Here is a 16,612-nt window from a genome sequence, read left to right on the forward strand (position 1 = left end):
AGTGCTCTTAACGGATTCCAAAGAAGTTTTTCACCTTTGCAAATACCGATACCTTTTCTTGTTCAAATGCTTGTAATGGTACATTCTCACCTAACAAGCGTCTTGCAATATTACGATAAGCCAACGCTGCTTTTCCGCTTGGTTGCAACGCCACAGGTTCACCTGTATTTGTAGCTCGAATAACTTCATCGTCATCTTCGACAACACCAAGAAGCTCGATTGACAATGTACGTACAATTTCATCAACATCTAACATATCCTGTTCATGAAGCATATGACTACGTACACGGTTAATAACAAGTTTCGGTGGTTCAATATCCTCTTTTTCTAAAAGCCCAATAATACGATCCGCATCGCGCATTGAGGATACTTCTGGAGTCGTAACAACGATTGCTTTATCCGCACCAGCTACCGCATTTTTAAATCCCTGCTCAATCCCCGCAGGACAATCGATTAATATGTAATCATAATCTTGACGTAATACTTGTATTAATTCATCCATTTGTTCAGGTGTTACCGCTGATTTATCACTCGTTTGTGCTGCAGGTAATAAATAAAGATCATCAAAACGTTTGTCTTTAATAAGAGCCTGAGGTAAACGGCAACGCCCTTCAACGACATCAACAAGATCAAATACAATACGATTTTCCAGCCCCATTACTACGTCTAAATTTCGAAGACCGATATCTGTGTCAATTAAGCACACTTTCTTTCCAGATAACGCTAGGGCCGTACCAATGTTCGCAGATGTAGTAGTTTTACCTACTCCGCCTTTTCCAGATGTAATTACTATTGCCTCTCCCACAGCTATACAATTCCCCTTTCTAACTTTGTTAAATTAGGTCTAAGATGAGTGAGAAGTTGCAGGCGATCGACAACAATGTGATTGTTCTCATTAATATACGCACATTCTGCCGCCTCCGCTCCGTCTTCTTTCTCTTCCGGAGCCCGCATTGCCACATCACTAATTCGAAGTTGCATCGGGTTCATAACAGATGCAGCGATTACAGCATCCGAATCCCCATAATACCCAGCATGTGCAATTCCTCTTAATGATCCTACGACAAAAATATTCCCCCCAGCGATAACCGTTCCGCCTGGATTAACATCTCCAATTAACAACAAATTTCCTTTTACATGTAAAACTTGTCCAGAGCGAACAATTTTGGAAATAGGGACAATTTCTGTTTCTTCTTTCCAAGCTATTGCTTCTGCTTTAGTGATAACATCACTTTCAATTGAATCCACAACAAGATTCTTTTTATTACGAATTAACGTACGAATCTCTTCTTGTTGGACTTCTGTTAAATAACGATTTCCTACTTTCACATGCACTTCAATTAAAGAGCGCCCATCACCATCGTAGTAATGTGTAGAAAGTTTTTCGTCTAATTCCACCAATAATTCTGAGAATGAACAACAATCATCTAAATGAAGCGTTATCCCATCTTTTGTCCCTTTTATCGTTACATTTTGTTGCTTTTTTTCTTCCACTAAAGTTCACCCCACCGATTCAATTCGACATAAAATTAGAAAATCCTTTTTTCTTTTTCTTCCATCGCTTTTGAAAGACGCACTATATATCGTCTCAGTGGGAAACAAACTATCAATAAGAAAATAGCATTTAACAATAAAGTAGAAAGGAGACGATCTGTGAAAAAGACATACGCTGGCATATGAGTACGTCCTAATAAAGTTAAGAATCCATACACATAATACTCTAGTGCTACAACACTAGCTAATATGATAGAAACAACAATAAATAAATTCAATTGTAGTACTTTCATCACACTATATACTAAATAAGCTAAAATCGGATAAGCAAAAATATATATCCCGACAAGTTCTGTGTATACGGTATCAAATAAGAAGCCAAATAATAGTCCGTAATAAATCCCTTGGACCGGACTATAATACACTGTAATAAAACATAAGACGATTATAAAGAAATGCGGTGCTGCTATGCTGTCTTTCCAAAACACATCCGTTGGAACAACAGTAGCAAACATATTTTCAAATAGAAACACAAAAAGGAGCAAAAGAGGAAGAGCTGCTCTTTTTAATATCTTCATCATCTCTTCTTCTCCTCCTATTCTAATGGCGCTGAAGGTGTTGCACGTTTAGCAACCGTAATATGCTCTACGTCATTTAAATCAGCGGCAGGTTTTACATAAGCTGTTTTTGTTAAGCCATATGCATCTGGCTGAACTTCAACGATTTTTCCAATTACAAGACCTTTCGGGAAAATATCACCCAGTCCAGATGTTACAACTAGTTGATCTTTCTCTACCGGTGCATCAGAGCCAATCTTTGTGAAAAGAAGTAATTGCTTTTCTTTGTCATAACCTTCAATCAATCCAAAGATTTTCTCTTGCCCTTGTACAATAGCAGAAACGCGATTTGTTCGGCTCATAGAACTTAGTAATTCTACTGATGATGTAAACTGAGATACACTTTTCACTCTTCCAACTAACCCTTGTGAAGTTACTACAGCCATATCTTTTTTAATTCCTTGCTGTGCCCCTTTATCAATTCCAATTAAATCGTACCATTTATCTGGATTACGAGAAACAACAGTAGCTGGAATTTCAGTATACCCGCTATTTAACTCTTTTTTACCAGTTAGCTCTTGTAGCTTCTTGTTATCATCTTCTAATTGTTTTACTTTCCCTGATAGACCTGCATAATTATCTAATTTTGCTTTTAATTCTTTATTCTCTTCATACGTGCGCTTTACATCCTCTACATTTTCGAAGAATCCAGCTACGTATTTCGCTGGCTTTTGGAATACACGTTCTACAACACCGACAGTATCTTTAACAAACTGCTCTGGCCATGTTAAACTGTTCCGTTCTTTCAATGAGATTCCAATCAATGCCACGAGAAGAATAATACTAACCAACAAAACAATTAATCTTTTGTTTAAGAAAAACTGTGGCACGTTCACACCCTCTTAATTTCACTGATTTTTATTTTGCAATATTATCGAGCAGCAGTTTTGAAAAGATCGATATTGTCTAATGCTTTACCTGTTCCAATTGCTACGCAATCTAATGGATCTTCTGCAACAAGAACTGGCATTTTCGTTTCTTCACTAATTACTTTATCTAAATTACGTAGTAATGCCCCGCCACCTGTTAATACGATACCGCGGTCCATAATATCAGCCGCTAATTCAGGTGGAGTTTTTTCTAACGTATTTTTAACTGATTCTACAATCGCATCTACTGTATCTTTTAATGCATCTGCAATTTCTTCTGGCTGAATTAGTACTGTTTTTGGTAAACCACTTACTAAATCACGACCGCGAATTTCCATAGGCTCGATACCTTCTGGCTCGCCTGCAGAACCAATTTCTAATTTTAATGCTTCAGCTGTTCTTTCACCGATCATTAAGTTATAGCTTTTCTTAATGTACTGAATGATTGAATCGTCCATATCATCACCAGCAACACGGACTGACTGGCTTGTTACAATACCACCTAGAGAAATAATTGCAACTTCTGTTGTACCACCACCGATATCAACAACCATACTACCAGTTGGTTCCCAAACAGGTAAGTTTGCACCAATCGCTGCTGCAAATGGCTCTTCGATAGGATAAGCATCACGAGCACCCGCTTGACGAGTCGCATCGATTACTGCACGTCTTTCTACAGCTGTAATACCAGATGGTACACATACCATTACATACGGCTTACGTGAGAAGAAACCGTTTGATTTTTGAGCTTGTTGAATGTAATATTTCATCATTGTTGCAGTTGTTTCGTAATCAGCAATTACACCGTCTTTCATCGGGCGAAGTGCCACAACGTTCCCTGGTGTACGACCAATCATTTGTTTTGCGTCGCTACCTACAGCAACGATTTGTTTCGTATCAGTTTGTAACGCCACTACTGAAGGTTCACGTAAAACTACACCTTTTCCTTTTACATATACAAGCGTGTTCGCAGTTCCTAAGTCTATTCCAAGATCGCGAGTAAATCCACCAAATCCAAACATATTATTTATCTTCCTTTCTTGTTTTCACGGACTCATTTTTTCTTAATTTATATTATAAAAACAGTACGTTTTTTATATCTTTATCCTTTTTGTAGATAAATTTCTACAAAAAACTCATAAATCACATTATAAAACAAAATAAGTAAAAAGCATAGTCTTAAATATGACCTTTTTCCTTTAAACTCACGAATTTATGGTCACCTATTATAATATGATCAAGCACTTCAATTCCGATAATCTGGCCGCATTCTACTAAGCGTTTTGTTACTTCAATATCTTCACGGCTCGGCGTGGGATCTCCTGAGGGATGGTTATGAAGACATATGATAGAGGCTGCTGCACGACGGAAGGCTTCTTTAAAAACCTCCCTCGGGTGTACAATTGACGTGTTTAAACTTCCAATAAAGATCGTTTGCCTATGTATAACTTGATTTTTTGTATTTAAATATAAACAAACAAAATGCTCTTGTTGTAAAAAACGCATTTCTTCCATCATGTATTTCGCACAATCTTCTGGACTTCGAATACTATATCTATTTTGATATTCTAAACGTACCATTCTTCTGCCTAGTTCAAAGGCTGCCATAAGTTGCGATGCCTTTGAAATCCCAATACCATGTATACTAATTAGCTCCTCTAATGTTGCATCTTTCAACATACGTAAGCCATCAAATTGGTGTAAAATTTTATCTGACAACTTTAAAACTGTTTCTTCTTTAGAACCTGTTCTGAGTAACACTGCGAGAAGCTCTCGATTTGATAAACTTCCAGCACCTTCTAACAATAAACGCTCCCGTGGCTGTTCTTCTCTTACAACATCACGAATACCGTTCATCTCTCCACCCCTTTATTTGTTCTCTCAAAGAAAACCCCATGCAATTTTACGCATGGGTTACATCAATATCAAATTGTTTTAATTCCCGAACGAGACGTGCAATTGGTAAGCCAACTACACTATAGTAGTCCCCTTGAATATTTTGAACGAAAATAGATCCTTTACCTTGAATCCCATAACTACCGGCTTTATCAAGAGGTTCTTTCGACGCGACGTATGTATCAATTTCCTCTTCTGTTAACTCCCAAAATGTAACTTCTGTACGCTCATAAAAAGTAACCGTTTTTTCTTTTGCTATAATCGCAACACCTGTATACACTTCATGTGTTTTCCCTGATAGTAATTGTAACATCTCTTTCGCCTCATCCTCATTAGAAGGCTTACCAAGAATACGCGACTCATATGTAACAATTGTATCTGCACCTAACACAATGTGATCACTATTATTTTCTGCCACCGCTGATGCTTTTTGCAAGGCAAGCGACATTACAATATCAGAAGGCGATGAATATGCACCAATTGTTTCCTCTACTTCACTTACAACGATTTCAAATGGCACACTAGCTAACTCAAGTAATTCCTTCCTCCGAGGTGATCCTGAAGCTAAAATTATTTTTCTCATATTTTCTCCTTCCTTTCTCACATGAAGCAGAACAATTTATATTAATCGTATCAAAGGAATAGTTTGCCCACAAATGAAAGAAATATTAATTTCTCTAACTAAAATAAAACTTCTTTATTGCATACGATTATATTCCCGTCATAGAGAAAGCACTTTGCTCTAAATTCAAAAGAAAAGAAAGAAGTACATGTACTTCTTTCTTACTCATTTTATTATCCTATCATTTCACTTTCTACGAAACAATTTTTTCATACGAGAGTAAACCATCAATAATAACTTGATTTAATTTCGCCAAAGATTCCTTATCCATCTTCCCATCTTTTACTGTTTGTACAGCTACCGACGTATACATATACAGTTTCTTTGCTTCTTCTCGTTTCATACTTTCCCCTTCTTTTTCAACCTTTTTCCATTCTTTTTCAATTGCTTCTATATCTTTTGGGCTGCTTTTTCCACCAACTTGTACGCTAGAAGCATATTTTGCTAAATGAGTGTATAATGGCTGCACTTTTGTTAAAAATGTCCCTACTTCTTTATCATCTTTCAGCAATGCTTTATCTGTTATATCCCAGCTCTTTTTTAAAACGGAGACACCATCATTTTTATACTTAGTCATTAATTGATTTATAGACTGTTCATCGCTAGCAATACCAACAACTATTGCATACTTATCACCGCTCGGTCTCAAAGCACCAATGCCCCCATTGCCTTTCCATTCTTCAAGAGCTGCCTGTCCCTTTTCTTCAGAAGAATAAAGCCCCCCTTGAACAAAAAATAATTTCATCGGATCCAATGACGTTCCTGCCTGTGCTTTTTGTTTTTCTTCTTTCGGTGCTGGTGTTTGTTCTGCCGTTCCACCCACCTTTGATTCTCCATTTCCAGTCGGCCTTGAAGCTGTCACTTCACTTCCTCCTGTCGTTCCTTGTCCAGTAAGTAAATGAAGCATCCCCATTCCAAACGCCGTACCGATAATGATTGCAGTTGCAACGATTACAATTAATGTATTACTCCACTTCTTTCGGTATTTTTCCACAGACATTGATTTCGCTTTTTGAAACGGAACAACATTTTTCGGTCGTTCACTTTCTACTACCATCCATTCAAATTCATCTTTCTTTTTTTCCTCATACTTCGCTTCTGTTCCATTCACTTTCACTGAGATCGTTCGTGATTGCTTGTCCATACACTCACACCTCACCTCTTATCGTTGTCCGCATCATATCATATTCATTTCATAAAAAAACGAGATATTTGTCAGAGGAATTCGCCAAATAACCCTATATATTTATCTTATATGTATGCATTTGACTTCATTTGTAGAACAAAAAAACTAGATAGCAAAGACTATCTAGTTTTTCTCGCGAATATATTTTCGTACTTCAGAAATGAAATAAAGAGAACCCGTTATGATAAAAACATCATTTTCTGCTATCTTTTCAACTTTTGTATCAATTGCCTCTTTCCAATTTTCAAAAACTAATTTTGATTCTTTCTGTGAATATGATGCAAGCTTGTCAGCAGAAATAGCACGATCAAAGGCGAATGTTGTAAAAATAATTTCATCTGCAATGGTTTCTAATTGGCCTACCATGTTATGTAATTGTTTATCACCAAGGGCAGTAAATAACACTATTACATTTTTATCTTTGTAATGCGCTTCTACTGTTTTCACAAGGCTTTCGATACCTTCTGGATTATGAGCACCATCTATAATAATATCCGGGTTACTTTGCAGCTTTTCAAAGCGCCCAATCCAATATGCTTCCAGTAATCCCGTTCTTATTTCCTCTTCCTCAATTAAAAATGATAAATATGTTTTTACATACATTACTGCCATAAGTGCTAACGCTGCATTTCCTACTTGATGAATGCCTTTCATTGAGATTTGCAAATCTTCAAATGCGGAAAAAGGACAAGTAAAATCAAACTGTTCCCCATCTTCATTAGACTGTTTATGTAACGCTGTAAAATGCTTGCTAAGTTCGTATAAGTTTGCATGATTTTCCTTTGCAACATTTTGAATGACTTGCAAAGCTTCTTCATCTTGTACACCAGTAATTACCGGCACGCCAGACTTAATAATCCCCGCCTTTTCATATGCAATTTCCCCTAGTGTATTTCCTAAAATATGCATATGATCGTGACCGATATTCGTAATAATCGTGAGAACAGGGTGTATGACATTAGTAGAGTCAAAACGTCCACCAAGCCCTGTTTCAAATAAAACAACATCACAGAAATTGACTTTACCGAAATAGTAAATCGCCATAACAGTAATAATTTCAAACTCTGTCGCTTCCCCTAAATCCGTTTCATCTAGTTTTTCCACGACTGGTTTTACCATCTTTACAAGTTCAGTAATCTCTTCGTCTGCAATTGGTGTTCCATTCACACTAATGCGCTCATTAAATGTTTCGATGTAAGGAGAGGTAAACGTTCCTACCTTATATTTCGCGCCTTCTAACATGTAACGCATATATGTTAATGTTGAACCTTTTCCATTTGTACCAGCAAGATGAACACATTTTATATGACGCTCTGGATTTCCAAGTTCTGCTAGCATCCATTTCATTCTTTCTAATCCTGGCTTAATTCCAAATTTCAATCGGCTATGAATCCACCCTATCGCTTCTTCGTATGTATGTATCACGTATGTTTTTCCCCTTTCAAAAGACAACTTTCATAGTTCTATTATACGCAAAGAAAAGAGACTCACCAATATAGTGAGTCTCTAAAAACATTTTTACTTTTCAAGATCTGCTAGACGTTGACGAACTGCTTCGCGTTTTTCTAGGTAATCTTGCTCTTTCGCACGCTCTCCTTCAATAACCGCTGCAGGAGCTTTCGCTACGAAACCTTGGTTAGAAAGTTTCTTCTGTACACGTTCTACTTCTTTATCGAACTTCTCAAGTTCTTTCTCAAGACGAGCTCTCTCTTCATCAAGATTGATAAGATCAGCTAACGGTAAGAATAACTCTGCACCTGATACGATTGCAGTCATTGCTTTTTCTGGCGCTTGTAAGTCCGTTTGAATTGTTAATTCGCTTGGGTTACAGAAACGCTCAATGTAAGAGCTGTTTTTCGTAAGTTGAGCAAGTACAGCCTCATCTTTTGCTTTAATTTGCATTTGAACTTTTTTGCTCATTGGCGTATTTACTTCTGCACGGATGTTACGAACAGAGCGAATGATATCAACTAGAAGGTGCATTTCTGCCGCAGCTTCCATATCTTGTAAATCTTCGCGAACTGTTGGCCACGCAGCTACTGTAATAGACTCGCCTTCATGCGGTAAATGTTGCCAAATTTTCTCTGTTACGAATGGCATGAATGGGTGTAATAGACGCATTGTTTGATCTAATACGTAAGCTAAAATAGAACGAGTTGTTTTCTTAGCTGCTTCATCTTCACCGTATAGTGGAAGTTTCGCCATTTCAATATACCAATCACAGAAATCGTCCCAAATGAAGTTGTATAATGAACGACCAGCTTCACCGAACTCATATTTATCCATGTTACGTGTTACGCTTTCGATTGTTTCGTTTAAGCGCGTTAAGATCCACTTATCTGCTACTGATTTTTCACCAGTTAAATCGATTTCTTCATACTTCATATCATCCATGTTCATTAATACGAAACGTGATGCGTTCCAAATTTTATTAATGAAGTTCCAAGTAGATTCTACTTTTTCCATGCTGAAACGTAAATCTTGACCTGGTGCACTTCCTGTTGATAAGAAGAAACGCATTGCATCTGCACCGTACTTCTCGATAACATCCATTGGGTCAATACCGTTACCAAGAGATTTACTCATCTTACGACCTTGCTCGTCACGAACTAAACCGTGAATTAATACATCTTTAAATGGACGCTCTCCTGTAAACTCTAAACCTTGGAAAATCATACGAGATACCCAGAAGAAGATGATATCATAACCCGTTACTAGTGCATCTGTTGAATAGTAACGTTTGAAATCTGCTGAATCTTCATTTGGCCAACCAAGTGTTGAGAATGGCCATAACGCTGAACTGAACCATGTATCAAGTACGTCGTTATCTTGATTCCAGTTTTCAATATCTGCTGGTGCTTCTGTACCTACGTATACTTCACCAGTTTCTTTATGGTACCAAGCTGGAATACGGTGTCCCCACCATAATTGACGAGAAATACACCAGTCATGAATATTTTCCATCCAACGTAAATATGTGTTTTCAAAACGCTCTGGTACGAACGTTACTTTTTCTTCTTCTTTTTGTTGAAGCGCTACTGCTTTTTCAGCAAGTGGAGCCATTTTTACGAACCACTGTGTTGATAAATAAGGCTCAACAACTGCACCGCTACGCTCACTATGACCTACTGAATGCATATGTGGCTCGATTTCTACTAATACGCCAGCTTCTTGTAAGTCTTTTACTAATTCTTTACGGCATTCGAAACGATCCATACCGTTATACTTACCAGCTTTTTCGTTCATTGTTCCATCTTCGTTCATTACTAATATGCGTGGTAAGTCATGACGGTTACCTACTTCAAAGTCATTCGGGTCATGAGCTGGTGTAATTTTTACAACGCCCGTTCCGAAATCTTTTTCTACGTACTCATCAGCAATAATCGGAATCTCACGGCCTACGATTGGAAGTGTAACTGTTTTTCCGATTAAATGTTTGTAACGATCGTCTTCTGGATGAACTGCTACTGCTGTATCACCAAGCATCGTTTCTGGACGAGTTGTCGCAAGACGAATGTGACCAGAACCATCTGTTAACGGATAGTTCATATGATAGAATGCACCTTGAACTTCTTTATGAATTACTTCAATATCAGAAAGAGCTGTACGTGTTGCTGGATCCCAGTTGATGATATATTCACCACGGTAAATTAAGCCTTTTTCGTATAATTGAACGAATACTTTATTAACCGCATCTGATAAACCTTTGTCTAATGTGAAGCGTTCACGAGAATAGTCTAGTCCTAAACCAACTTTTCCCCATTGTTGACGAATGTGAGAAGCGTACTCTTCTTTCCACTCCCAAGCTTTTTCAAGGAATTTTTCACGGCCAAGATCGTAACGTGAAATACCTTCTTCACGAAGTTTTCCTTCTACTTTCGCTTGTGTTGCGATACCAGCATGGTCCATTCCTGGAAGCCATAGTACATCGTATCCTTGCATACGCTTCGTACGAGTTAAAATATCTTGAAGAGTTGTATCCCAAGCATGACCTAGGTGTAACTTACCAGTTACGTTCGGAGGTGGAATTACAATTGTATACGGTTGTTTCTTCTCGTCTCCTGTTGCTTCAAAATATTTGCCTTCAAGCCACCATTGATAAAGGCCTTCTTCAACGGACATATGATCATATTTAGTTGGTAAATTCTTTTCCGTGTTTGACATTATTTTCCCTCCTTAAAATAAAAAATGTCCCTCATCCAAAAAGGACGAGGGACATCGCGGTACCACCTTTATTTACAAACAAATTCATAATTTGCTTATACTCTTAATTTGATAACGGACAAATCCGTCTTTTCCTAATAAGAACTATTCCGTTCAGAAAAGATGCTCCAGGGCTACCTTCTAACATAACTATCTAGAGAATCTCCCAGCTAATGATTCTCCTCTCTGAAGACGTTTCATGTTATACTCTTCCCCTTCAAGGCATTTATATGATTGTTAATTATTATATACAATAGTGTAAAAAACGAAACCTTATTCGTCAAGATAAATTTAAAACTACAGCTTTTCGTGCAAAAAAAAGAAGATAAGTAGAATCCTCTACTTATCTTCTTTCCCCCGCTATTTGCGGGCAGTAAGACCTCCACCTCAAAACTCAGCTGAAGCAAAGAAGTTAGATGGGAGCCCTGCTGCCCGTAAACGCCCAATTGGTGAAGGCTAATCATCAGCGGAGAATGCCTTTACTTTATCCGTTCCCTTGCTGGGCAGCTTGTAATTGCGACAGGAAATATTCTATATTGCTAACGAGCCAATGCGATTGTTGCAAACTCTTTACTCCGCGCAGTTCATTTTCCTCGTTGCGATTATCTCTTCTTTTCTTATAAGACTGGATTTGCCGAATAAATTGCGATGGATACGTCATATACGCAAACATAAGTAGTTGCTCTTCTTTCGTAAAAGGGAAATTTTTTTGATACATTTGAAACCATTCAAACCGATCACTTCTTGCGATTGGATATGTGTTTAAAGACCGTGAATAAAAACCTACTATATCTTGCACAGGCGTTGCAAACTTCGATTTTTCTAAACTAATAAAATAGCCATTCCGCTCATAGTCAAATAAAAAATGATTAAGTGACACATTACCATGCACAAAAGTAATACGCGTTTTCTCTTTTTCTTTCATCGCATCGTTCCACTCATTTAATTGCTTCGTTGCAAATTCACGCGCTCTCATTACATGATGATAGTACGTACAATATTGCAATTCAAACGGGGACATATACCATTTTGATTCAGATTCTACGAGAAACTCTTCTAACATCTCACCATCATTTTCCCAACGATCGGATATACTTGTATAATGTTTTTCTAAATCTTCTTCCGTATACGTTTCTTCCTTCACAGTTTTTTGATGCAACGTTCCAAGTGTCTGAAACATTTTATGGTATTGATCATTGTCCTCACCGTTTCCTTCTGCACGTTCTAACCAAGGCATTAAATAATAATTATACGTCCCGTCACTTAAAATATAACTTCCATCCGTCGCATGATATATAGGTACATAATTTGAAAAACCTTTCTCCTTCAAATATTGAATATGATGCAGAAAGTTATTCCGCTCTAACTTTCTGCCTTCTATTTTCTTGAGTGCATATGGACCTTGATTCGTATAAATTTTCATTACATTTCCGTGCTCTTCCATATGCTGCGTATCCAATCTATATTGCCTCACAATAGGTTCATAGTGATTTCGCAACTCAATATCCATACGAATAACCCTTTCTATTCAAAACATAGCCTCTAAGAAAGGAAGTGAGTGAAAACACTCACTTCCTTATTTCGTCTTTACCCTTGAAACGGGAATATAAATAATTTGCCCCGTATTTAAAAATATATCTTCTGTTTGATTGACACGGTGTAAATTTTGTACAGACGTTTCATAACGGTCTGCAATAGATTCAATTGTATCCCCTTCTTGCACGAAATACATTCTTAACTTTGTAAATTCTTCTTCCGGTTCTTTCGTAAATAGTTTTGTTAAATAAAGCGCATTTTCATCTCGCTGTGAGTACTCTTCTTCTTGTTCTTCCTGCTTTTTCGCTTTTTCTTTCTTGAAATCTTTTCGTCCGAACAGTTCAAATTGTGGCGTTGTTTCTTGCTCCTCTTCACGTTCCACAAATTCATGTTCTTCTATTTTCTCTTCTTCTAATTCCTGCTCTTTTCTTTCCTCTAATTGGAACGGTTCAAATGCGTAATCTTCCCACTCATCTGATTCCTTATATGCTGGTTCTTCTACATGCGGCGCCGGTCTATTTTCATCCTCTTGCGCTGAATCTTCTTCTAACTCAGCATACACCGTTTCTTCCTCTTCCTCTTCAACTTCATCCTCGCTTCTCTCTTCATCACACAAACCGGTAATAGATATATCCGCTAATAATTGTAAGCAACCATTTTCCTTTAATTCATAATCAAATTCCTCGATTGATACATATAGCTCTTCAATTACTTTCACTCGATTTCTCGGAATTGATATTTCAAGTGGAAAGGAATGAACAAGTTCATTAACCCCATCTTCTCTTGTTTCTACATAATCAATTGACTTTGCTGGCGATAGTTCTCTTAATGAATACGCCGAATCATCTTTTCGTGCAACATACTCTCCCGTTAAATCTAATTGTCCTCTCACGATTACTTCATGATCAAGCTCTTCTATCTCAACGTCTGGATCTAACGAAATTGACAAAAGTTCTTCGACTTCCTGTCCTTTTTGGAACCACACAGATTCTTTTAATGAAAATCGTAATGAATGATCTGCAGCCACTTCTTTTCCCCCTCCCAAACTATATGTCATTACAGATTTATGTGCGGAAAGCTTACTTTATGAATAAAAAAAATCGCTCCCCTTACGGAGAGCGATTTTCTCTAATACATTACGCTTTTAATTTTGACATTGCAATTTCAGCTGCTGCAATCGTCGCTTCAATATCTGCATCACTATGTGCTGTCGATAAGAATAAACCTTCGAATTGAGATGGCGGTAAGAATACACCTTGTTCTACCATTTCACGATAGTAAGCCGCAAAGAATTCTAAGTTTGAAGATTTTGCTGCATCGTAATTAATAACGGGTTCATCTGTAAAGAAAATACCAATCATAGAGCCTGCACGGTTAATATGGTGAGGAATGCCATGTTTTTCAGCTGCTTTACGTAATCCAGCTTCTAACATTTCAGCTTTACGCTCAAATTCTACATATGATTCTGGCGTTAACTGTACTAACGTTTCATAACCTGCCGCCATTGCAAGTGGGTTACCTGATAAAGTACCAGCTTGGTAAATCGGTCCGCTTGGCGCAACTTGGCGCATAATTTCCGCTTTACCACCGTATGCTCCTACTGGTAAACCACCACCGATTACTTTACCTAAGCATGTTAAATCAGGCGTTACGCCATAATAACCTTGGCCACAATTATAAGCTACTCGGAACCCTGTCATTACTTCATCAAAAATAAGCAATGCACCGTTTTGTTCTGTTACTTCACGAAGACCTTCTAAAAATCCAGGCTGTGGAGGAACAACCCCCATATTTCCTGCTACTGGTTCTACAATTACACAAGCAATATCATCACCGAATTGTTCAAACGCGTATTTTACGCTTTCTAAATCGTTATAAGCTACTGTAATCGTATTTTTCGCTACACCTTCTGGTACACCAGGACTATCTGGTAAACCTAAAGTCGCCACACCAGAACCAGCTTTAATTAATAGCGAATCACCATGACCGTGGTAACAACCGATAAATTTCAAGATTTTATTACGACCTGTATAACCACGAGCTAAACGTAGTGCACTCATTGTTGCTTCCGTTCCAGAGTTAACCATACGCACAATCTCAATTGATGGCACGCGCTCAATAACAAGTTTTGCTAATTTATTTTCAATTTCTGTTGGTGCACCGAAGCTTGTACCTCTTTCAGCAACAGATTTTAACGCTTCTACAACACGATCATTTGCATGACCATGAATTAAAGGACCCCATGATAATACGTAGTCGATATATTCATTCCCATCGATATCATATACTTTAGAGCCTTTTCCACGCTCCATAAACAACGGATTCATCCCAACAGACTTAAAGGCACGAACCGGGCTATTTACGCCACCAGGCATTAAGTCTTGCGCCTCTTCAAACGCTGCAATTGACTTATCAAACTTTTTCATTATTTAGCGCCTCCTTCTTGTAACCATCTTGCTGCATCTTTTGCATGATACGTAATAATTAAATCTGCTCCTGCACGTTTCATACTAATTAATTTTTCAAGAACAACTTCTTTTTCATTAATCCAACCATTTTGCGCTGCCGCTTTAATCATCGAATATTCACCACTTACATTATAAGCGACAACTGGTAAATTAAAGTTATTTTTCACATCACGAACGATATCTAAGTAAGAAAGAGCTGGTTTTACGATTAAGAAATCTGCACCTTCCATTACATCCGATTCTGCTTCACGGAATGCTTCCATACGGTTTGCCGGATCCATTTGATATGTTTTACGGTCACCAAATTGCGGTGCACCGTGCGCAGCATCACGGAATGGTCCATAAAATGCTGATGAATATTTCACAGCGTACGACATAACTGGCACGTGTCCAAAACCATTTTCGTCTAATGCATGGCGAATTGCTGTTACGAAGCCGTCCATCATGTTTGATGGCGCAATAATGTCCGCTCCTGCTTTCGCTTGACTTACAGCTGTTTTCGCAAGAACTGCAAGAGACTCGTCATTTAAAATAATACCATCTTCAATTACACCGCAATGACCATGGCTTGTAAATTGACATAAACATGTGTCTGCAACTACTACTAGCTCAGGGAAATCACCTTTAATTTGCTGAATAGCACGTTGTACAATTCCATGATCACAATATGCTGATGATCCAACTTCATCTTTTTCAGCAGGTAAACCAAATACAATAACAGAACGAATACCTAAATCAACAACTTCTTGCATTTCAGCTTGCAATAAATCTAAAGACATTTGATATACGCCTGGCATAGAAGGAACTTCATTACGAACATTTTCACCTTCTAATACAAAAATAGGGTAAATAAAATCTTCCGTATGTAAAAACGTTTCACGCACAAGCGCACGCATGCCCCCGCTTTGTCTTAAACGACGATGACGATTAAATTGTAAAGAGTTCATAGATTTCTATCCCCATTCTTTCATTTTATAGATTCACAAACACATTGTAGTAATGCTTCTACAGTGTACTCTTTCGGCACAATAACAGACGGAAAATAAAGACTTGCCTCTTTTTCCGTAATAGGTCCTATACAAGCAATTGTACATTTTTTTGTCCATTCTCTCCAGTTTGTACCCTTAAGTAAACGAACAAAACTAGTAACAGTTGAAGGGCTCGTAAATGTAATAATGTCTACTTTCCCTAACTTCAATGCCGCTATAAGCTCTTGCTTTTTTTCTATATTCACTTTCGTACCGTATACGGTTAGCTCATCTAGAGAAACACCAATTTCCCGTAGGGCAACCGGAATTACCTCTCTTGCTAAATTCCCTTTCGGAAATAAAATACGTTCATTTCCACTTAATTCTTTTAGAAACTCTTCTGCAAATGCTTCTGCAACAAATGAAGTCGGAACAAAATGAACTTGATAGCCCCTTTTTTCTAACTCTAATTTTGTTTTCACACCTACCGCAGCGATTTTAATGGTTAGTGGTAGTTTCTTTTTTAAACTATCTAGAAAAAAAGCTACACCATTTCTGCTCGTAAAAATAACCCAGTCGTATGAATGTAGCTGCTCTTCAATATGTTGAATTTGCCTATGAGACATACCTTCCATACGCAAAAGCGGAATTTCCAATGGAATTCCGCTCTTTTCTTTCACTGCTACACTCATTTGTTTCGCTTGATGCTGGGCACGTGTAATCAATACCGTTTTTCCAGCGAGAGCGTTCATA

The 16,612-nt window shown here is 37.7% G+C and carries 15 protein-coding genes and 1 other annotated feature; all 15 genes read right to left on the reverse strand.

The window, feature by feature from the left end:
- Nucleotides 1-7 precede the first annotated feature (7 nt).
- Nucleotides 8-805: a septum site-determining protein MinD gene (gene minD, locus HFD78_RS08000; RefSeq protein ID WP_000503309.1), complete on the reverse strand. Its 798-nt coding sequence runs from the start codon at nt 803-805 to the stop codon at nt 8-10.
- Between the two features lie 2 nt (nt 806-807).
- Nucleotides 808-1,494 carry a septum site-determining protein MinC gene (gene minC, locus HFD78_RS08005; protein ID WP_000391525.1) on the reverse strand — a complete coding sequence of 229 codons (687 nt, stop codon included), beginning with the start codon at nt 1,492-1,494 and terminating at the stop codon, nt 808-810.
- Between the two features lie 35 nt (nt 1,495-1,529).
- Nucleotides 1,530-2,075 carry a rod shape-determining protein MreD gene (gene mreD, locus HFD78_RS08010; RefSeq protein WP_000975766.1) on the reverse strand — a complete coding sequence of 182 codons (546 nt, stop codon included), beginning with the start codon at nt 2,073-2,075 and terminating at the stop codon, nt 1,530-1,532.
- 14 nt (nt 2,076-2,089) lie between these two features.
- Entirely contained in the window at nt 2,090-2,941 is an 852-nt protein-coding gene (gene mreC / locus HFD78_RS08015; protein ID WP_001135488.1) for a rod shape-determining protein MreC, read from the reverse strand.
- 41 nt (nt 2,942-2,982) lie between these two features.
- Nucleotides 2,983-4,002 carry a cell shape-determining protein MreB gene (gene mreB / locus HFD78_RS08020; protein WP_000466736.1) on the reverse strand — a complete coding sequence of 340 codons (1,020 nt, stop codon included), beginning with the start codon at nt 4,000-4,002 and terminating at the stop codon, nt 2,983-2,985.
- A gap of 157 nt (nt 4,003-4,159) precedes the next feature.
- Nucleotides 4,160-4,837 carry a DNA repair protein RadC gene (gene radC / locus HFD78_RS08025; protein WP_001013391.1) on the reverse strand — a complete coding sequence of 226 codons (678 nt, stop codon included), beginning with the start codon at nt 4,835-4,837 and terminating at the stop codon, nt 4,160-4,162.
- Between the two features lie 46 nt (nt 4,838-4,883).
- The gene (locus HFD78_RS08030) at nt 4,884-5,459 is read right to left on the reverse strand and encodes a Maf family protein (RefSeq protein ID WP_001226291.1); all 576 of its coding nucleotides are present in this window, start codon (nt 5,457-5,459) and stop codon (nt 4,884-4,886) included.
- Between the two features lie 232 nt (nt 5,460-5,691).
- Nucleotides 5,692-6,642 carry a hypothetical protein gene (locus HFD78_RS08035; RefSeq protein ID WP_000361010.1) on the reverse strand — a complete coding sequence of 317 codons (951 nt, stop codon included), beginning with the start codon at nt 6,640-6,642 and terminating at the stop codon, nt 5,692-5,694.
- Nucleotides 6,643-6,807: 165 nt separating this feature from the next.
- Nucleotides 6,808-8,109 carry a bifunctional folylpolyglutamate synthase/dihydrofolate synthase gene (locus HFD78_RS08040; RefSeq protein WP_000582036.1) on the reverse strand — a complete coding sequence of 434 codons (1,302 nt, stop codon included), beginning with the start codon at nt 8,107-8,109 and terminating at the stop codon, nt 6,808-6,810.
- A 93-nt stretch (nt 8,110-8,202) separates the two neighbouring features.
- Nucleotides 8,203-10,848 carry a valine--tRNA ligase gene (locus tag HFD78_RS08045; protein ID WP_000072249.1) on the reverse strand — a complete coding sequence of 882 codons (2,646 nt, stop codon included), beginning with the start codon at nt 10,846-10,848 and terminating at the stop codon, nt 8,203-8,205.
- A 37-nt stretch (nt 10,849-10,885) separates the two neighbouring features.
- Nucleotides 10,886-11,117, reverse strand: a binding site (T-box leader).
- A 254-nt stretch (nt 11,118-11,371) separates the two neighbouring features.
- Nucleotides 11,372-12,397, reverse strand: a complete 1,026-nt coding sequence (gene ysxE / locus HFD78_RS08050; protein ID WP_000350658.1) for a spore coat protein YsxE — start codon at nt 12,395-12,397, stop codon at nt 11,372-11,374.
- A 66-nt stretch (nt 12,398-12,463) separates the two neighbouring features.
- On the reverse strand, nt 12,464-13,480 hold the full coding sequence (gene spoVID / locus HFD78_RS08055; RefSeq protein WP_002062448.1) for a stage VI sporulation protein D: 1,017 nt from the start codon (nt 13,478-13,480) through the stop codon (nt 12,464-12,466).
- Between the two features lie 79 nt (nt 13,481-13,559).
- A complete protein-coding gene (gene hemL / locus HFD78_RS08060) occupies nt 13,560-14,849 on the reverse strand; it encodes a glutamate-1-semialdehyde 2,1-aminomutase (protein WP_000712943.1) in 1,290 nt (429 codons plus the stop codon).
- Nucleotides 14,849-15,838, reverse strand: coding sequence for a porphobilinogen synthase (gene hemB / locus HFD78_RS08065; RefSeq protein WP_001087065.1), 990 nt, complete (start codon nt 15,836-15,838; stop codon nt 14,849-14,851). The genes hemL and hemB overlap by 1 nt, the downstream gene beginning before the upstream one ends.
- A gap of 20 nt (nt 15,839-15,858) precedes the next feature.
- On the reverse strand, nt 15,859-16,611 hold the full coding sequence (gene hemD, locus HFD78_RS08070; RefSeq protein WP_000992350.1) for a uroporphyrinogen-III synthase: 753 nt from the start codon (nt 16,609-16,611) through the stop codon (nt 15,859-15,861).
- Nucleotide 16,612: the final 1 nt, after the last annotated feature.

The sequence above is a fragment of the Bacillus sp. EKM501B genome, assembly GCF_011800505.1.
Lineage (GTDB): Bacteria > Bacillota > Bacilli > Bacillales > Bacillaceae_G > Bacillus_A > Bacillus_A cereus.